This window comes from Stenotrophomonas sp. STEN147 (assembly GCF_056757995.1).
Genome location: NZ_JBRRCG010000002.1, coordinates 199605 through 216988, shown reverse-complemented (window position 1 = coordinate 216988; position 17384 = coordinate 199605). Strand labels below are relative to the sequence as shown.

17 protein-coding genes are annotated in these 17384 nt (G+C 66.6%); 3 read left to right on the top strand and 14 right to left on the bottom strand.

What is annotated here, in order from left to right:
* The first annotated feature begins 126 nt into the window (after positions 1-126).
* The 3 genes from ACVOKU_RS03810 to ACVOKU_RS03800 all read left to right on the top strand — a co-directional run bounded on the left by ACVOKU_RS03810 (position 127) and on the right by ACVOKU_RS03800 (position 3088).
* The gene (locus ACVOKU_RS03810) at positions 127-1074 is read left to right on the top strand and encodes an alpha/beta hydrolase (RefSeq protein ID WP_481559137.1); all 948 of its coding nucleotides are present in this window, start codon (positions 127-129) and stop codon (positions 1072-1074) included.
* Positions 1075-1106: 32 nt separating this feature from the next.
* The gene (locus ACVOKU_RS03805; protein ID WP_481559136.1) at positions 1107-2588 is read left to right on the top strand and encodes a porin; all 1482 of its coding nucleotides are present in this window, start codon (positions 1107-1109) and stop codon (positions 2586-2588) included.
* Between the two features lie 77 nt (positions 2589-2665).
* Positions 2666-3088, top strand: coding sequence for an H-NS histone family protein (locus ACVOKU_RS03800; protein ID WP_053515935.1), 423 nt, complete (start codon positions 2666-2668; stop codon positions 3086-3088).
* 75 nt (positions 3089-3163) lie between these two features.
* Here ACVOKU_RS03800 and ACVOKU_RS03795 read toward each other — a convergent pair whose 3' ends face one another.
* From ACVOKU_RS03795 to ACVOKU_RS03730, 14 genes are all read right to left on the bottom strand, one after another.
* Positions 3164-3541, bottom strand: coding sequence for an EF-hand domain-containing protein (locus ACVOKU_RS03795; RefSeq protein WP_065182286.1), 378 nt, complete (start codon positions 3539-3541; stop codon positions 3164-3166).
* Between the two features lie 33 nt (positions 3542-3574).
* The gene (locus tag ACVOKU_RS03790; RefSeq protein ID WP_053515847.1) at positions 3575-3955 is read right to left on the bottom strand and encodes a BA14K family protein; all 381 of its coding nucleotides are present in this window, start codon (positions 3953-3955) and stop codon (positions 3575-3577) included.
* 86 nt (positions 3956-4041) lie between these two features.
* Complete coding sequence (locus tag ACVOKU_RS03785) at positions 4042-6012, bottom strand: MacB family efflux pump subunit (RefSeq protein WP_481559135.1); 1971 nt, start codon at positions 6010-6012, stop codon at positions 4042-4044.
* On the bottom strand, positions 6012-7235 hold the full coding sequence (locus tag ACVOKU_RS03780) for an efflux RND transporter periplasmic adaptor subunit (protein ID WP_481559134.1): 1224 nt from the start codon (positions 7233-7235) through the stop codon (positions 6012-6014). Before ACVOKU_RS03780 ends, ACVOKU_RS03785 begins: the two co-directional genes overlap by 1 nt.
* 131 nt (positions 7236-7366) lie before the next feature.
* Positions 7367-8197 carry a hypothetical protein gene (locus ACVOKU_RS03775; protein ID WP_481559133.1) on the bottom strand — a complete coding sequence of 277 codons (831 nt, stop codon included), beginning with the start codon at positions 8195-8197 and terminating at the stop codon, positions 7367-7369.
* Positions 8198-8285: 88 nt separating this feature from the next.
* Entirely contained in the window at positions 8286-9641 is a 1356-nt protein-coding gene (locus ACVOKU_RS03770) for a sensor histidine kinase (RefSeq protein ID WP_481559132.1), read from the bottom strand.
* The gene (locus tag ACVOKU_RS03765) at positions 9638-10312 is read right to left on the bottom strand and encodes a response regulator transcription factor (RefSeq protein WP_053515840.1); all 675 of its coding nucleotides are present in this window, start codon (positions 10310-10312) and stop codon (positions 9638-9640) included. The genes ACVOKU_RS03770 and ACVOKU_RS03765 overlap by 4 nt, the downstream gene beginning before the upstream one ends.
* Before the next feature lie 151 nt (positions 10313-10463).
* Entirely contained in the window at positions 10464-11516 is a 1053-nt protein-coding gene (locus ACVOKU_RS03760; RefSeq protein ID WP_481559131.1) for a sialidase family protein, read from the bottom strand.
* A 5-nt stretch (positions 11517-11521) separates the two neighbouring features.
* Complete coding sequence (locus tag ACVOKU_RS03755) at positions 11522-13081, bottom strand: sodium/sugar symporter (RefSeq protein WP_180875196.1); 1560 nt, start codon at positions 13079-13081, stop codon at positions 11522-11524.
* Positions 13078-14013: an SMP-30/gluconolactonase/LRE family protein gene (locus ACVOKU_RS03750; RefSeq protein WP_481559130.1), complete on the bottom strand. Its 936-nt coding sequence runs from the start codon at positions 14011-14013 to the stop codon at positions 13078-13080. The genes ACVOKU_RS03755 and ACVOKU_RS03750 overlap by 4 nt, the downstream gene beginning before the upstream one ends.
* On the bottom strand, positions 14010-14774 hold the full coding sequence (locus tag ACVOKU_RS03745) for an SDR family NAD(P)-dependent oxidoreductase (RefSeq protein WP_481559129.1): 765 nt from the start codon (positions 14772-14774) through the stop codon (positions 14010-14012). The genes ACVOKU_RS03750 and ACVOKU_RS03745 overlap by 4 nt, the downstream gene beginning before the upstream one ends.
* A gap of 5 nt (positions 14775-14779) precedes the next feature.
* A complete protein-coding gene (gene dgoD, locus ACVOKU_RS03740) occupies positions 14780-15928 on the bottom strand; it encodes a galactonate dehydratase (protein WP_065182278.1) in 1149 nt (382 codons plus the stop codon).
* On the bottom strand, positions 15925-16560 hold the full coding sequence (locus ACVOKU_RS03735; RefSeq protein WP_481559128.1) for a 2-dehydro-3-deoxy-6-phosphogalactonate aldolase: 636 nt from the start codon (positions 16558-16560) through the stop codon (positions 15925-15927). The genes dgoD and ACVOKU_RS03735 overlap by 4 nt, the downstream gene beginning before the upstream one ends.
* 10 nt (positions 16561-16570) lie before the next feature.
* Positions 16571-17293, bottom strand: coding sequence for a FadR/GntR family transcriptional regulator (locus tag ACVOKU_RS03730; RefSeq protein ID WP_053515824.1), 723 nt, complete (start codon positions 17291-17293; stop codon positions 16571-16573).
* Positions 17294-17384: the final 91 nt, after the last annotated feature.

Here is a 17384-nt window from a genome sequence, read left to right as displayed (position 1 = left end):
TCGTCCGGTGAAGGCCGAAGGGAGGGGCGTGAGATGCGTCTGTACATGGGGAGACTGCGCAGGCTGGCAGTGCTTGTGTTGCTGCTGAATCCCTTGCTTGCGGGTGCGGCGCCGGCGGCATCGCCTGTGCCTGCACCCGAGGTGGTTCCGCTGTGGCCGCAGGACCACTGGCAGCAACGCGCGCGTGGCCCGGAACGGATCGGGATCGAAGGCAGTGCGAAGGGCGCGGTCTCGGGCATCAGCGATGCGCGCATGGAAATCTATCGCCCGCTGAAGCCGAACGGCTCCGCGGTGGTGATCTTCGGCGGTGGCGGCTACTTCCGGATCCAGATCGGCAGCGCCGCCAAGCCGACGGCGCAGTGGCTGCAGTCGCTGGGGGTCACGGCTGCGGTCGTCTACTACCGGCTGCCTGCCGATGGATGGGCACCTGTCTCGCCCTTCCAGGATGGCCAGCGCGCCTTGCGGCTGCTGCGCGCGCAGGCGCCCAGCCTGGGGGTCGATCCGGAGCGCATCGGCGCGTTGGGCTTTTCCGCGGGTGGCAATCTGGCCGGGATCGTCGCCACGCGCTTCGATGCCCCGTTGTATGCGCCGGTGGATGCGGCCGACCAGCTGTCGGCGCGGCCGGATTTCCTCGGCATGATCTATCCGGTCGTTTCAATGCGTGCGCCGCTGGACCAGACCCGGTCGAAGCGGGAGCTGGCGAGCCAGGACGACGCCCAGCAGGCGTATTCGGTCGAAGAACACATCCGCAAGGACATGCCGCCGGTGTTCCTGGCCCAGGCCGTGGATGATCGCATCGTGGATGTCGGCCACAGCGTGGCGATGTACCAGGCCGCGCATGCAGCAGGCATTCCGGTGGAGCTGCATCTGTTCGAGGCCGGAGGCCACAGCTGGGGGCTGGGCCGGCCCGGCACATTGGTGGCGCAGTGGCCGCGGCTCTTCGCCAACTGGGCACGCAGCCACGGCTACCTCGGGCCAGCGCCTGCGCGGCTGCCCCCGAACGGTGGCCAGGCGACGCCGGCCGCTGCACCTCAGCCCCAGCCTGCGCTGGACGACGATGGCGCGGGCGACTGAGCCGCGCACCGTACTTCATTCGGGAGAACTGCATGAATTCACTGAAGCGTGCCGCGCTCGCCGCGGCTGCCGGCGGCGGCCTGTTGCTGGCGTCACCCTCCGTGCTGGCCGCGGCCGGCGATACCGAAGCCGGGTTGCGTGCACAGGTGCAGGAGCAGGCCAGACAGCTGCGCGAACAGGCAGCCCTGCTGCAGCAGCTGAGCGCACGCCTGGCTGCGCTGGAAGGGGGAACGCAGGGCGCTGCCGCAGTGCACGGCAGCGACGCCAACGTTGACGCGCAGGTAGCCGCCGCAATCGCCGACAGCCGGCAGGACGACCTGGCCATTCTGCAGGCACAGGTGACCCAGCTTGCCGCGACCGGTGGGGGAGGCGATGGCAATGTGCGCTGGCGCAAGGGTGGCCCCGAGCTGCGCAGCGGTGATGGCCAGTTCACTTTCCATCCCCGTGGCCGCGTGCTGGTGGATTTCAGCACCACCCACGGTTCCGGATTCGATGCGCGCAACGTCACCGGCACCGATCTGGCCAGCGGCCGCCTGGGCGCAGAGGGACAGATGGGACCGCTGGGCTACAAGATCGATGCGGACTTTGCTGGCAACGAGGTATCACTGAAGGACACCTACCTGTCCTGGGACACGCGGATGGGAGGGCTGCCGACAGAGATCTACGTGGGCAACAAGCTCAAGGACCGTGGCCTCGACGGTGGCACCAGTGGAGTGAACACGCCTTTCATGCAGCGCAATGCCGTAGCCTCGGTGGGCGCCCAGCAGAGCGGGTACTACGGACTGGGCGTCACCACCAAGGTGATCGGCGATGGCTGGCATGCCAGCGTCGCGGTGACCGGCGACGATATCGGCAATGACAGCACGGCCAGCGACACGATTGCGTACCTGCTGCGCGCGCACTGGAACCCGCTGCGTGGCCAGGCCGGCTTCGTGCACCTGGGCGGCTGGTACTGGTACGAGGATCTCGGCCAGGACGTCGGCAGCATCAACAAGACCTCGCCGATCGCACTGGGCTGGAACGGCAACGTGCGCGTATCGGCCAGTTCCATCACCAACGTCACCGACAACCGCGCCTGGGGGCTGGAACTGGGTGGGGTGTACGGCCCGGTGTGGGCCTTTGCCGAACACACTACGCGCACCATCGAGTCGCGCACGGTCGACCCGGTCGACCAGCAGGCCACATCGATCTACGCAGGCTGGCTGATCACCGGTGAGCGCCCTGGATTCAGCAGCCGCTCCGGGGTATGGGGTACCACGCGCGTACTTCGCCCCGTGCAGGAAGGCGGCATCGGCGCCTTCGAGCTGGCGGCCCGCTATGACCGCTACGACTTCCTTGATGCTGCCCGCGGTGGCGAGGGCACGGCATGGACGCTCGGGCTCAACTGGTACCTCAACAACTGGTCACGCCTGATGCTGAACTACGTTCACTGGAAGACCGACAACAAGGTGGGCAATGCCCAGGGGCCGGATTCCGGCAATACTGTCGGCGTACGGGCGCAGGTCTCGTTCTGAGCCCGGCCGCCGATCCGGGTGCGGCATCCGCGGAGCATCCCTTGACAGGCCACGGCGCCGCCACCACGCTGCGTGCCATGCATATCGATATCAAGGCGCTGGACGAGCGGCAGCTGAAGGCACTCATCGCGGCCGCCGAGCGGCGGCTGCAGCTGCTCGCACAGCGACGTTCCGCGGCCGTCGTCAGGCGTGAGCTGGTCGCCGCCGCCGCAGAATGTGGTTATTCAATCGAGGAACTGTTCGCCGGCGCCAGCGCGGTGTCCGTGCCTGCGGGCGGCGCTTCCCGCAGGCGCCGGAAGACAGGCAAGGTCGCACCCAAATATCGCGACCCCGAGAACCGGCGGAATACCTGGACCGGTCGCGGGCGCATGCCGCGCTGGCTTGCGGACAAGACCCGGCACGGTCGCAGCGCGACCGATTTCCTGATTCCGGGCCTGGCCAGGCCGACGACGGGCAAGGATGTGGTCATCGGGCGCAGGAGTGTGTTCAAGCAGAAGTGATGGGCGGGCTGCCTCGCGCCCCCGGCGCGGGTCCGGGGCCTGGATCAACGTCCGGCCCCGGACCTGCCACCCGGCCTACTTCACCGGGGCATCGGCTGTCTGTGCCGCCACCATCGCCTGCTGCATTTCAGCCAGTGACAGGTAGCCGTCGCCATTGACGTCCAGTCCCGCGAAATACTTGGCGATCTCGGGCACGATGGCAGCCTCATCCTTGCTGATTCTGCCGTCCTTGTTGCTGTCCATTGCCTTGAAGGCTGCATCGATGGAATCGGCCTGCTTGCTGAAGCGTGCGTTCTGGTACTTCGCGTACTCAAGCTTGTCGACGCGGCCATCGGCGTTGGCGTCCATTGCCGAGAACGTGGAATCGACGTAGGCCTGCCTTGGGTCGTTGCCGGCGGCATGGGCGAGGGCAGGCATCGCACACAGCGCGATCAGAAGTCCGGTCTTCTTCATGAGTCAGTTCTCCCTTGATGAGTGTTGTGTTGATCAGCGGCAGGGGTATGTGTAGCCGTCGCCGCCACGATAGGTATCCGTGCGCCGATCGTAGTTGCCGTAGCGGCTGATGCAGTAATCGGCACGCTCCCGGTTTTCGCGTTCGCGTTTGGCGGCGGCAGCGATCACTCCGGCAACCACCGCAGCGCCCACCGCACCTACCACGATGCCCTTGGCCTTGGCGTCGTCGCGGCGGTCCCGTTCCCGCTCGCGTCGTTCCCGCTCCTCGCGCTCGCGTTGCGCGTAGCCATGGCTCCACTCTCCGCGATAGCCATCACGATGCTGGGCGTGCGCGTCCCCCGCGTACGGAAGCACCACCAGCAGCTGCACGGCTGCACCCAGCAGCAGCGCCATACGTCCTGTCTTCAGAATCATTTCCCGCTCCTGTGCCGCGTTGTTTGATATCGACAGTAGACGCTGCGAACATTGCGCGAATCTGCCGTGATTTCCCGCCGTCGACGTCAACGGATCAATGCTTCGACAGGATCGAGCTGCGCAGCACGACGGGCCGGCAGGAAGCCGAAGCCCACGCCAATGGCGCTCGAGCAGGCAAATGCCGCAAGGATGGACGCAAAGGAGAACACCAGGTTGAAGCCGACCCTGGCCAGTTCCATAGCCAGGCCCAGGCCAAGCGCGACCACGATGCCCAGCACACCACCCAGCAGGCACACCAGCACCGATTCGATGAGGAACTGCTGCAGGATGTCGCCGCGTCGCGCGCCGACGGCCATGCGGACACCGATTTCCCGAGTGCGCTCGGTGACCGAGACCAGCATGATGTTCATCACGCCGATGCCGCCTACTACCAGCGCAATGGCGGCAATGGAGCTGATCATCATCGTGAGGATGCCCGTGGTCTGTTCGATCGACTTGCGGATCTGCGCGTTGTTGCTCATGTAGAAGTCACGCGTGCCATGGCGCTGGCCGAGGACGCGGGTAATCGCGGCCTCGGCAGCCTGCATGCTGATCGCATCGGACACGCGCACGGTGATGCTGGAGACATGGCTCTGGCCGAGCATGCGCGCCATGACGGTTGTGTAGGGCACCCAGATGCTCAGCACCGAGCCATCGCCAACGGCGGCCGAATCCTTCTTCGTCACCCCGGCCACGCGCAGCGGAACATTGCCTGCCAGCAGGGTTCTCCCGATCGGGTCTTCACCTGGTCCGAACAGGCGGTTGCGGGTATTGATGTCAATCACTGCCACCTGCTGGTAGCTGTCCACGGCGTTCCGCGTGAAGAAGCGGCCTTCGCCCAGTTCCAGCCCACGCACGCGGAAATACTGCTCGCTGACACCTTGGATCTGGAGGCTGGCCGTACGGTTGCCACGCATGGCTGTCGCGGTGGTCGCCACACCGGGTGTAGCGCTGTCGATGAAGGGTTGCCCGGCCAGGGCCACACTGTCAGTCGGAGTAAGCGTCTCCACCTGCGCGGCGCGCACGTCACCGAAGCCTGCGCCGGGATAGATCTCGATGGTGTTGGTGCCAAGCGACGCGATGTTGGACAGGATCGCCTGGCGTGCACCGGTCCCCAGCGCCACTACGGATACCACCGAAGCAATGCCGATGATGATGCCAAGCATGGTGAGGAACGTGCGCATGCGATGGGCGTTCATGGCCCGCAGCGCCATCCGGAAGGCCTCTCCGAAGCGGTCGCGCACGGCCTGCAGGCCACCACCCTCCGCCTGCGCAGCAAGCGGCTGCGCAGCACCGTTCGATGACATCGCGGCGGTGCGGGTACGGCGGTCCGAAACGATGCGGCCATCGCTGATCTCGATGATCCGCTGGGCGTGCTCGGCTACGGCAGGGTCATGGGTAACCAGAACCACGGTGTGGCCCTCCGCATGCAGTTCGCCAAGGATCTTCATCACCTCCTTGCCCGATTGCGTGTCCAGCGCACCTGTCGGCTCATCGGCGAATATCACCTCTCCGCCGTTCATCAATGCACGTGCGATGGATACGCGTTGCTGCTGGCCGCCGGAGAGCTCGCCCGGGCGGTGGTCCATGCGGTCGCCCAGGCCAAGTCGCACCAGCAGCTGTGCCGCCCGCGTGTGACGGGACGCGGTCGGCATGCCGGCATAGATCGCCGGGACCTCGACATTGCTGATCGCGGACAGCTCGTTGAGCAGGTGATAGCGCTGGAAGATGAAACCGAAGTGCTCGCGGCGCAGCGCAGCCAGTTCGTCGGCGTCCATGTCCGCTGTCTTGCGGCCGTCCACCTGGTAGGTGCCCGCCGTAGGCTGGTCGAGGCAGCCGAGAATGTTCATCAGCGTGGACTTTCCCGAGCCGGACTGGCCGATGATGGCGACCAGCTCTCCGGCATGGATGTCGAGGTCGACGCCGTCCAGGACCACAAGTGTCTGCTCGCCCGCCGGGAACTCGCGGCGCAGTCCGCGCACACACAGCAGGGGGCCCGGCTGCGACTGGTCCGCCATCATGATTGCGCCGGCGGGGAGTCCGCCTTGCCTGCCGTGGCCGGCGTCGCGCCGTCAGCATCCGCCTGGCCCAGGACGACCTGCTCGCCTTCCCGCAGCCCGCTTCTCACCTCGACCCTGATCTGATCGTCCAGCCCGATGGTGATGCGGCGGGGGACCGGATGGCCACTGGCGGATGGCACCTGCACCGTGTAGCTGCCGTCTGCGCCCCGTGCACCCAGCGCCGCGGAAGGTATGGTCAGCACGTTGCGCGAGCGCCCCAGCACGATGCGGACCTGGGCGGTCATGTAGCTGCGCAGGCGACCATCGCTGTTGTCCACGTCGAACTGGCCGTTGTAGTACATCGCCGTACGGCTGGCATTGCCGGACAGGGCCGGTGAAGACAGGCTGGAGGTGTCCTCCCGGGTGATCGATTCGGGGGCCGGCGCGATGTCGCGAAGGGTGCTGGTGTAGCGCCGGCCTGCATCTCCGAGAATGGTGAAGAACGCCTCCTGGCCCAGAGCGGTACGAACGACATCGGCCTCCGAGATCTCGGCATAGACCGTCATCGTGTCCTGGTTGCCAAGGATGATGATGGTCGGGGCGCTCTGTACTGCGTTCACCGTCTGGCCCTCGCGGGCCACCACGGCCAGAACCATGCCGTCGGCCGGAGCGGTGATGCGCGTATAACCCAGGCTGGTCTGCGCACTGTCCACGTCTGTCAGGCGCTGTACGATCTCGCCATCCAGGGCATCGATCTGTTCACGTGTTGCGTCAACACGGGCCCGCGCGGCGTCGACATCTGCCCTGGCCACCAGTTGCGCTGCGCCCAGCTGCCGCAGCCGCCGTAGCGTCAGTTCCTGCTGTGCCAGCTCGGTGGACAGCGCCTGGCGGTTGGCGCGGGCGCTGCGCTCGGCCGCCTGCGCGCTGCGCAGGGCATTGCGCTGCGTGCGTGAATCGATCTCTGCAATCAGATCACCTGCCTTTACTTTGTCGCCCAGTTTCACATGCAGCGTTTCGATGCGTCCGGAAACCTGGGCGCCTACACTGACCAGACGCGATGGCTTCAGGGTTCCAGTGGCTTCGACGACCTGTTCGATGTCGCCACGGGTGACCGCAGCGCGTTCCAGTTCCGGTGGTGCTGGCGGTGCCAGCCACATGTAGAGCAGAGCGGGGACGCAGAGCAGCGCTGCACCGCCGATCAACAGCCTGCGCCGGCGACGCGTGGAAGCAGGACGCGTCATGACGGCGACATCCATAAGCAGCAGATCATCGGGTGTCCTTGCATCGGTGATGAAGGGCGCATGGGGACATGCACCTGCGGACACTGAGTCTTGCCGCGCTGCATTGCGCGAACCTTGCGTGATCGCTGCGCTCAGGCAGCCGCAGAGATGCCGAGCAGGGCGATCGTGATGAAATGCAGCAGGCCCCCAACCACCATCAGGCCCGACCATGTCACGCCTGCCGGGGACAGGGGGTGCCGCCGCTGCAGGGCCAGCCCGCCCAGGTAGACCAGTACGCCGGCGCCTGTGAGGTACTGCGCGAACGGGGCCATGTCCACGCTCAGCACTGCGATGCAGCCCAGCATCACGGCAGTCGCCATTACATGCAGGACAGGGTGCAGCAACAGATGACCGGGGCGGACGAACACGGTCCGCACGGGGACGGACAGGCCGGCCAGCACACCGCCTGCGAGCAGCGTCGCCGTGTTGGCATCCGTGCTTGCGAGTGCGGCCATCGGCACCATCAATGAGACCATCGAAAGATGGAGGAAATGGCGATCCAGCACCTGCAGGCCAGATACCGTGCTCTCGCCCGCGCAGCGGACAGCACGCAGTCCGTGCAGGAGCGCCTGCGCCGCCACGTACAGCAGGACAGCCAGCGCGAGCCCGGATGACCCGCGTACGCCGATGCAAATGACCAGCGCGGCGCCGGGGAGGGCGAAGAACAGCCCGCCGAACAGATGAATCAGCACCTGGCCGCGTGCTCTGTCGGGTATCACACGCAGCCAATCCGGCCAATGCTCCAGGCCCCACGTGTCCGCCTTCCGCGGGCGGCGCCTCCAGGCCGCAGCAGTCAGGGTCGGGGGGGCCTCGTGCGCACGGGAGGACGTGGCGCGTGCGTCGCCGCGTGCGGCGCTGCCGTCAGACATGTGGCTTCCTTTCGTGACCCGACATCGCGACGCATGCGCGCCGATCAAGGTCATGCTGGATAGCCAACATTGCGCCAGGGTTGCGTCAGCCCGGAACCCGGAATGGGACATCCCCAGGAATTCTCTGCGCCGCCGCAACGGGCTACAGCGGGTGACCTGACGCGAGGTTCCCGCCGGCAGGATGCGCAGGGAACTCGGCGCGGATCAGCGCACCGCCGCCTGGCGCATCGAGAATCGTGACATGGCCGCGATGGCGCTCGAGGACCTGCCGTACCAGATTCAGGCCAAGTCCTGCGCCGGTCTGGCGCGGCCGCAGGCGCTGGAAGGGCTCGAATACGCGCTCGCGCTCGGCCTCCGGTATTCCAGGGCCGTCGTCCTCCACCTCCAGGCGTGTTCCCTGTACCCGCACAGTGATGTTGCGTCCACCATGTTCCGCTGCATTCAACACCAGGTTCGTCAGGACGCGTTCGACCGCACCTGTCTCGCCCTGTATGGGATGGTGTGGTTCGACCACCACGGCGACCGTGCGCCCGGACTGGATCAGCAGCGGGGCCAGGTCGGCAACGACGCGCTTGGCCAGGCGGGCGAGGTGGATGGTTTCCAGATGCGCGACACTATCCAGCCGGTGCAGGTCCAGCAGCTGCTCCGCCAGCGTGGCCAGACGCGCGACCTCCACGGACAGGCTGCGCGAGGTGACATCGTCGGCTGCTTCGATCTTCACCCGAAGAATGGCGATCGGTGTACGCAGTTCATGTGCGGCAGCAGCGATGAAGCGCTGCTGCCGCTCGTGACCGTCATCAAGCCGGTCCAGTGCCTCGTTGACGGCTGCTACCAAGGGCGCGATCTCCACTGGCACGGCAGTTTCGGTCAGGCGGATCCCGCGCCGACTCGCCGAAATATGCTTGGCCTCCAGGGCGATCCGTTCAACCCCTGCAAGCGCCTTGCGTACGATGAACGGGGTGGCGATCAGCGTTACCAGCGCGAGCAGCACGAAGATGGGTAGAGTGAACACATGCGCCGCGATCGCCATCTGCCAGGTGAGTGAATCGGTTTCACCATGGGCCATGATGGTCAGCTTGCCGGCCGGGCCGGTGTGCCGACGGATCACAATGGCCAGTCCGTCGCCACGCTCGTGGCCGCGCAGGTCGCCGAACGGAACGCCCCGAAGCCTGCCGATCAACGACGCATAGGTCGGCGGGACGTTTCCGAAACTGACCGTCTGTCCCTGTTCATCCTCGGCGACGAACCAGGCACCTGGCGCCACTTTCAACAGTTCGTCGAGTTCATGCGTGCGCTGTACGTAGAGCCGTCCCTGGTTGTCGCGGTGCACGGCGTTGGCGGCGATCGGGGCAAAGGTCTGCAGCGTGTAGTAGCCGCCGCTGTCCATGCGAACCAGCACCATGAGGAGTGTGAAGAATGCGATCAGCAGCGCCAACAGATGCAGGATGAGGGGCTTGATGATGAGCGGCCATTTCAGCGAGGGTTGTCGCCTGCTCACGTGCGCTCCCGCATCAGGTAGCCGACGCCACGGATCGCATGGATCTCCACCCCCGCGTCGGCGTCAGCCAGCTTCCTGCGCAGTCGTGATACGTGTGAATCGAGCGTGTTGGAATGAATGCCGTCGTCGAAGCCATACACCGCCATCTCGATGGATTCCCGCAGCACGGTACGCCCCAGCCTTCGGGTCAGCACGGTCAGCACCCGAATCTCGCGCCGGGGAAGCTCCAGGCGCTCGCCGCGGACGGTAGCCTCACCTGTCATCGGGTCGAACAGCAGATCGCCAGCGCGGATCGACTCTTCCTGGATCCCGGAGGGCCGACGGCCGACGGCGCGTATGCGCGCGAACAGTTCTTCCAGTGCAAAGGGCTTGCCGAGATAGTCGTCCGCACCCTCGTCCAGGCCCTCGACCCGATCTGGCAGGCCACCCAAGGCACTCAGGACGATGACGGGCACGAGGCAGTTGCGTGCACGCAGCAGCGGTATCAGAGCGAGACCATCCCCATCCGGAAGCGTCCGGTCCAGCAGGATCAGTTCGTGTGCCCCGTGCAATGCAGCCTCCCGGGCAAGTCCGAAGGTATCTGCCAGGTCCACGACATGATGGTCCCGCTGCAGTGCGGACTTCAGGGCCGCAGCCAGTTCTGGCTCGTCTTCGACCAGCAGGATGTGCATCGGTGGCGTCCAGGAATGGGCGGGAGGCGGCCCTTCCAGAAGGCGCAAAGGGCAGGGCGCTGGCAAGGTATTACGGAAACATTGCGCCAACATGGCGTGAATGCACCGCATGTGCAGCCTCGTCCTGCCGGGTTGCCCCGCATGCGCCCCCCTAGTAGCTTCCGAAACGGATCTGCACCGCGCCGTCCACCACGTTCACGACGCCGATCTCCGCAGGGCCGAGCTCGACCACGGCGGGCCAGGAATGGCGGAAACCCAGCGGCCATGCGGGAGGCGTTACCGTGCGCCAGCTCGATCCGCTGTCCTCGCTCCAGCTGACTTCATTCAGGCACGAGGTCACGAACATCACCCCGCGCGTACTGGTCATGACGTGGGGGCCGCAGCGCTGGTCGGCGAGCGGCGTGCCCAGGCCGGCCGGCCAGGTCCGCCCATCCGTCGAGACCTTGTACGACACCGGGCATTGCGGGTCATCGCCGCAGGTCTCGAACACCATCAGGTAGCCACCGGCGGGGCGGCGAGCCATGACCGGCATGCCGGGCCGGAGCTGCCCACCGCCCGGCTGTTCGGCAATCGTCATCGCAGGTCCCCAGGTGCGCCCACCATCGCTGGACAGGCGCTGTGAAACGACCTGGTTGTAGGACGGGTGCTCATCGGCACGGGTTTCATCGGCATACACCAACGACAGCGTGCCGTCGTCCAGGCGCGTCAACACCGGCTCCCACACGCCGCGGTCCTTGCGCCCGTTCGGTGCTTCGTTGCCGGCGAGGGTGCTCAGGAACGTCCAGTGTGCTCCAAGGTCGTCGCTGGCATAGAGATGCAGACGGTAGGAGGTCCCTTCGACCAGCGAACGCATCGCCAGCAGCACACGCCCCTCCGGCAGCACCAGCAGTTCGCCGTTGTCGATCATCCGGCCGGGCTCGGCCACGTCGGACCAGGGCGCCCAGCTGCGGGCCCGGTCACTGCTGATCGAGAGCTGCAGGGTGGTCGGCTGCCCCTCATTGAAGCGCGTGGTCACTGCCAGCCAGCGACCATCCGGCAGCTGCGCCAATCGCCCCCATCCCGCGTCTCGGGCGGCCACGGTGGCGGTGCCGGTCCATGTGATTTCCGCGGCGTGCAGCACAGAGGCGAACCCGGTCAGGGCCAGCAGGGCCAAGCAGCGCATACCACTGCGCAGCACGGATGCGTGTGGGACAGTCAGGGGCATCGAGGTCACCAGTAGGTTGCGTAGAGGGCCACCAGGATCGCCAGCACCGCCAGCGAAGCGACGTTGAACGATGGGGCGGTGGCATAGCTCACATCGTCGGTGCGGATACGATCGCGATCGCCACTGGCGCGGGTGCCCAGCGCGACGCCTACGCCCAGCAACAGCGTGACCAGGAACACCACGCCCATGCGGTCCATGAAGGGCAGCGAGGGCCACAGCAGCTTCAGGGCCAGCGACAGTACGAAGGAGCCGACCGCCGCAGCCAGCGCACCGGCTTCGTTCGCACGCTTCCAGAACAGGCCCAGCAGGAAGATCACCACGATGCCGGGGGTAAAGAAGCCGGTGAACTCCTGGATGTACTGGAAGCCCTGGTCGAACCCGCCCAGCAGTGGGCGTGCGGTCAGCACCGCCACGATGATCGAGACGGACGCCGCGAACCGGCCGACACGCACCAGTCTGGCTTCCGAGGCATCGGGCGCGCGCTTGGCATAGAAGTCGAGCGTGAAGATGGTGGCGACGGAATTGATCTTCGATGCCAGCGACGCAACGATGGCGGCCACCAGCGCGGCGAACACCAGGCCCAGGATGCCGCTGGGAAGCAGCGCCAGCATCGTCGGGTAGGCCGCGTCCGGGCGTTCCAGGCCGGGGGCGAGCATGACCGCGGCGATGCCGGGCAGCACCACGATGGCCGGAATGAGCAGCTTCAGGAACGCAGCGAATACCACGCCCTTCTGCGCCTCACGCAGATCCTTGGCGGCCAGTGCCCGCTGGATGATGTACTGGTTGAAGCCCCAGTAGCTGAGATTGGCGATCCACATGCCGCCCAGCAGCACCGACAGCCCGGGCAGATCCTTGTAGAACGGGTTGTCCTTGCTGAGGATCATTTCAAAGCGTTCGGGATGCTGCTGCCACAGCTGCATGAAGCCGTCGGTGACGCTGCCGTTGCCGATCTGGCCCAGCGTGATGAAGGTGACCAGCAGGCCACCCAGAACCAGCAGCGAGACCTGCACGATGTCGGTGAGCGCGACCGCCTTCAGGCCGCCATACAGCTGGTAGGCCAGTGCGAAGGCGCCCAGCAGTACCAGCGCCACGTCCTGGTTGAGGCCTGCCACGCCGGCAATGGCGATCGAACCCAGCCACAGGATCGAGGTGAGATTGACGAATACATACAGGCCCAGCCAGAACACGGCCATCAGCGTCCGGATTCGGTTGCCGTAGCGCTCCTGCAGGAACTGCGGCATGGTGGTGATGCCGTTGCGCAGGAAGATGGGCAGGAACCATTTGCCGACGATCAACAGCGTGATCGCCGCCATCCATTCATAGGATGCGATGGCCAGGCCGATGGCATAGCCCGAGCCGGACATGCCGATGATCTGTTCGGCCGAGATGTTGGCCGCGATGAGCGAGGCACCGATCGCCCACCATGGCAGGCTGCGGCTTGCCAGGAAGTAGTCCTGGGCCGACTTCTGCCGGCCGGCCTTCTCGCGGGAAACCCACTGCGCGAGGATGAAGATGCCGGCCAGATAGGCCAGCACGATGCTGATATCCAGGGGGGAAAGGCTCATGGAAGCTCCGCGATGGGTCCGCGCTGTGGGCACGGCGGCACGTCATTGGGGTTGCCGGCGAACCGGGGCTCGGGAACGCCGGCGATGCCGGCGTCGGTGGCGAACAGATGGCCGGCGAAGGGGTCGCGCGCACGGGCGGCCGGGTCCAGGCCGTCGTGCGCGCTGGTGATGAACATCGTTCGCAGCGTGCTGCCGCCAAACACCGGGCGGGTGGGCTGCGCGACCGGGACGGAAAGCGTGCGGTCCTGCCGGCCATCGGGCCGGTAGCGCACCACGCGCGAGCCGCCCCAGCGGGCATTCCAGAGTCCGCCTTCGGCATCGACCACACTGCCATCGGGCTCGCCATCCTCGGCGCGCAGATCGGCGAATACCGTTACCGCACCCGGGCTGTCGCCGTAATCGCAACGCAGGATCTGCTTCTGCAGCGAGTCGCAGAAGTACATCGTGCGGCCGTCCGGACTGAACGCTACGCTGTTGGCAATCGCCACGGTGGGTAGTGAAAGCGTCTCGAGCACAAGGTCGGCGGTGAGCCTGTAGAAGGGTGCGACGGCCTGCTTCGGACCGTTCGTGGGCTCATGCAGCATGCCGAACACGAAGCGGCCCTGGCGGTCACAGGCGCCATCATTGGCGCGCAGACGCGCCCCTGTGTCGGGCAGCACAAGCACGTCACGCAGCTCGCCGCGCGCCGGATGGAAGAATGCCAGCCGCGACGCCAACGCCAGCAGCAGCCAGCCTTCGGCTTCGCACAATGCCAGTGCGGCCAGCCGCTCCGGCATCGGCCAGCGGGTGAGCGCGCCGTCACCGGGGCGATAGCGCCACAGTTGCGCCTGCGCGATGTCGGTCCAGTACACCACCGATTCGCGATCACACCACAGCACGCCTTCGCCCAGGGTGTTTGCGGCCGGCACCGCGACAGTGGCGGACCCGCTCACACCCAGCCTCCGTCGATGATGAAGTCCTGGCCGGTACACATGCGGCTGTCATCGGCGGCCAGGAACAGGGCGGCGCGCGCCAGGTCATCCGCGCGCAGATAGCCCGGCAGGCATTGCGCACGACGCAGCTGCGCTTCGCCCTCCGCATCCAGCCACAGCCGCTGCTGCTTCTCGGTGATCACCCAGCCCGGTACCAGCGCATTGATGCGGATGCGGTCCTGCCCCAGTTCCCGGGCCAGGCCGTTGACCAGGCCGTGGACCGCGGATTTGGCCACCGCGTACAGCGGATACCCACTGTTCTTGATCATCCAGCCCGTCGAACCCAGGCAGATGATCGAACCGCCGCCGAGGGCGCGCATGTCCGGCACCAGCGCCTGGATGGCGAAATACTGGTGGCGCAGGTTCACCGCCATGCTGCGTTCAAAGTCCGCGACGCTGGTGTCGGCCAGGGCATGACGAGCGTCGTTGGCGGCATTGTTGACCAGCACCGAGAACGGTCCAGCCTGGGTGCGCGCCTGGGCGATGGCGGACCGGAGTGCCTCGATATCGGTGATGTCGCAATGCAGATAGCGCGGGGCAGTCGCAACGTCGCGCAGGCTTTCCAGCAGTGCTTGGGCGCCGCTGTCGTCGATGTCGAGAAAGACGACCTTCGCACCCTGCCGCGCGAAGTGCTCGACGAAGGCGGCGCCGATGCCGGTGGCACCACCGGTGATCAGCACCGCGCGGTTCTCAAGGCTGGGATAACGTGCCTGATCGGTCATGGCGCTCACCACTCGGCCACGCTGCCATCGGCATGGCGCCAGATGGGGTTGCGCCAGCGGTGGCCTTCGGCGGCCCGCTCGTCAACGTAGGCCTGGTTGATCTCGATGCCCAGCCCCGGGCCGTCGGGAATCCTGACGAAGCCTTCCCTGTACTCGAAGGGCGCGCGGTCCACCAGGTAGTCCAGCAGATCGTTGCTGGCGTTGTAGTGGATGCCCAGGCTCTGTTCCTGGATGAAGGCGTTGTAGCAGACCGCATCCAGCTGCAGGTTGGCCGCCAGCGCGATCGGACCGAGCGGGCAGTGCAGGGCGATCGCGACGTCGTAGGCTTCGGCCATGGCCGCGATCTTGCGGGTTTCCGTGATGCCACCGGAGTGCGATGGATCCGGTTGCAGGATGTCCACGCCACCGGTCTGCAGCACGCGCTTGAAGTCGAAGCGGGAGTACAGGCGTTCGCCCAGCGCGATCGGCGCAGGGGAAAGGGCGGCCAGTTCCGGGATGGCTTCCAGGTGCTCGGAAAGCACCGGCTCTTCGATGAACATCAGCCCGAAGGGCGCCAGCTCGCGCATCAGCACCTTGGCCATCGGCTTGTGCACGCGGCCATGGAAGTCCACGGCCACTCCCACATCGCGGCCCACCGCATCGCGCACGGCCTGCACGTTCTCCAGTACCCGCGTGACCTTGTCATGGCTATCGACGAACTGCACTTCCTCGGTGGCGTTCATCTTCACCGCAGTGAAACCGCGTGCCACGGCGTCGCGGGCGGCACGGGCGGTGTCGGCCGGCCGATCGCCGCCGATCCATGAGTACACGCGGATGCGGTCGCGCACGGGCCCGCCCAGCAGGGCATGCACCGGCACACCCAGTGCCTTGCCGTGGATGTCCCACAGCGCCTGGTCGATGCCCGCCAGTGCGCTCATCAGGATCGGACCGCCACGGTAGAAGCCACCACGATAGAGCACGTTCCAGTGGTCTTCGATGTGCCGGGGGTCCTTGCCGACCAGATAGTCGGACAGCTCTTCCACGGCCGCCGCCACGGTGTGCGCGCGTCCTTCGACGATGGGCTCGCCCCAGCCGCAGATGCCGGCGTCCGTGTCGATGCGGACGAACAGCCAGCGCGGGGGCACCAGGTAGGTCGTGATGGCAGTGATCTTCATGCGGGGGAGTCCGTGTTCGTTCTGTTCCAGGCGTCGATGAACGCACGCGCGCGGCGTGCGACGTCGTCCGCGGGGGTCTTGGGGGCATACAGGGCGGAGCCGATACCGAAGCCGGCGGCACCTGCCTGGCGGTAGGCGGCCATGCGCTCCGGGGTGATGCCGCCGACGGGCAGCAGCGGCGTGCCGGCGGGAAGCACGCTGGACCACGCCTTCAGCACCGGCGGTGGCAGTTGTTCGGCGGGGAACAGTTTCAGTGCATCCGCACCGGCACGCAGGGCGGCGAAGGCTTCCGTGGGCGTCGCCACCCCGGGCGTGCAGACCATGCCGCTGGCGTGGGCGGCGGCGATGACCTCCACGTCCGCGTGCGGCATCACCACCAGCCGGCCACCGGCATTGTTCACGTCCTGCACCTGCGCGGTGGACAGGACGGTGCCGGCACCGACCAGGCAGCGATCGCCGAGCTGCTTTGCGAGCAGTTCGATGCTCTGCAGCGGTTGCGGCGAATTGAGCGGGACTTCCAGGATGTGGAAGCCGGCCTCGGCCAGTGCCGCGCCGATGGCGGGCGCCTCCTGCGGGGTGAGCCCGCGCAGGATGGCAACCAAGGGGAGGGGTTGCATCCAGGCGGTGCTCATGGTGTTTCCTTCAGCGTGGGGGTTTTCTGGACAGCCGCGCGCCCTTCAGATTGGCGCGGGAGTCGGCAATCATGTCCAGCATGGCGGCGCGCGCCGCGTCCGGCTGCTTCTGCCGGATGGCGTCGTACACGTCGAAGTGGCGCGGCAGCGAGTACTTGAAGTCCTGCGCGGTCTGCGCCGAGAGCAGGAAGAAGGTGCCCAGCGCCGCGTCGATGACCGAGAACAGGGATGCCAGCAGTTCGTTGTTGGTGGCTTCCAGCACGCTCTCGTGGAACATCAGGTCGGCCTTGGCCCACGCATCCTGGTCCGGTGCATCGGCCATGGCCTGGTACGCGCTCTTGATCCTGGCCAGCTGCGCGGGCGAACGCCGCTCGGCTGCCGAAGCCGCGGCCGCCGGTTCGATCACCTCGCGCATCTCCACCAGCTTTTCCACGAAGTCCTGGGTGGGCATCAGCGCGCAGCGCCACGCCAGGATGTCGCTGTCCAGCTGCTTCCAGTGACGCGGGTCGCGCACCCGCGAACCGGTTTTCTGCCGGGTTTCGATCAGCCCTTTGGAGCCCAGCACCTTCAGGCCCTCGCGCAGGGCGGAGCGGCTGACGGACAAGGTCTGTGACAGCAGCTCTTCCCTGGGCAGGAACTCGCCCGGCTGAAGTGCGCCGCTGATGATCCGCTGCCCGATCTCCTGGGCCACTTGGTCGTAGAGGTTGCGTACCTCGATCGGTTTCACAGGCATCCCTTTGGCTTGGTGCACCGCAGGCTGCGGTCACTCCTATTATCCGACAAAAGGACGGGTGCGGGGTGTGAGGCATGTGGGGGAGCGTCGT

What these genes read in the sequence shown, in the direction of transcription:
- ACVOKU_RS03805 (WP_481559136.1), top strand. Translation starts at nt 1,107, where the DNA reads ATGAATTCACTGAAGCGTGCCGCGCTCGCCGCGGCTGCCGGCGGCGGC.
- ACVOKU_RS03800 (WP_053515935.1), top strand. Translation starts at nt 2,666, where the DNA reads ATGCATATCGATATCAAGGCGCTGGACGAGCGGCAGCTGAAGGCACTC.
- ACVOKU_RS03795 (WP_065182286.1), bottom strand. Translation starts at nt 3,541, where the DNA reads ATGAAGAAGACCGGACTTCTGATCGCGCTGTGTGCGATGCCTGCCCTC.
- ACVOKU_RS03790 (WP_053515847.1), bottom strand. Translation starts at nt 3,955, where the DNA reads ATGATTCTGAAGACAGGACGTATGGCGCTGCTGCTGGGTGCAGCCGTG.
- ACVOKU_RS03785 (WP_481559135.1), bottom strand. Translation starts at nt 6,012, where the DNA reads ATGGCGGACCAGTCGCAGCCGGGCCCCCTGCTGTGTGTGCGCGGACTG.
- ACVOKU_RS03780 (WP_481559134.1), bottom strand. Translation starts at nt 7,235, where the DNA reads ATGACGCGTCCTGCTTCCACGCGTCGCCGGCGCAGGCTGTTGATCGGC.
- ACVOKU_RS03775 (WP_481559133.1), bottom strand. Translation starts at nt 8,197, where the DNA reads ATGACCTTGATCGGCGCGCATGCGTCGCGATGTCGGGTCACGAAAGGA.
- ACVOKU_RS03765 (WP_053515840.1), bottom strand. Translation starts at nt 10,312, where the DNA reads ATGCACATCCTGCTGGTCGAAGACGAGCCAGAACTGGCTGCGGCCCTG.
- ACVOKU_RS03760 (WP_481559131.1), bottom strand. Translation starts at nt 11,516, where the DNA reads ATGCCCCTGACTGTCCCACACGCATCCGTGCTGCGCAGTGGTATGCGC.
- ACVOKU_RS03755 (WP_180875196.1), bottom strand. Translation starts at nt 13,081, where the DNA reads ATGAGCCTTTCCCCCCTGGATATCAGCATCGTGCTGGCCTATCTGGCC.
- ACVOKU_RS03745 (WP_481559129.1), bottom strand. Translation starts at nt 14,774, where the DNA reads ATGACCGATCAGGCACGTTATCCCAGCCTTGAGAACCGCGCGGTGCTG.
- dgoD (WP_065182278.1), bottom strand. Translation starts at nt 15,928, where the DNA reads ATGAAGATCACTGCCATCACGACCTACCTGGTGCCCCCGCGCTGGCTG.
- ACVOKU_RS03735 (WP_481559128.1), bottom strand. Translation starts at nt 16,560, where the DNA reads ATGAGCACCGCCTGGATGCAACCCCTCCCCTTGGTTGCCATCCTGCGC.
- ACVOKU_RS03730 (WP_053515824.1), bottom strand. Translation starts at nt 17,293, where the DNA reads ATGCCTGTGAAACCGATCGAGGTACGCAACCTCTACGACCAAGTGGCC.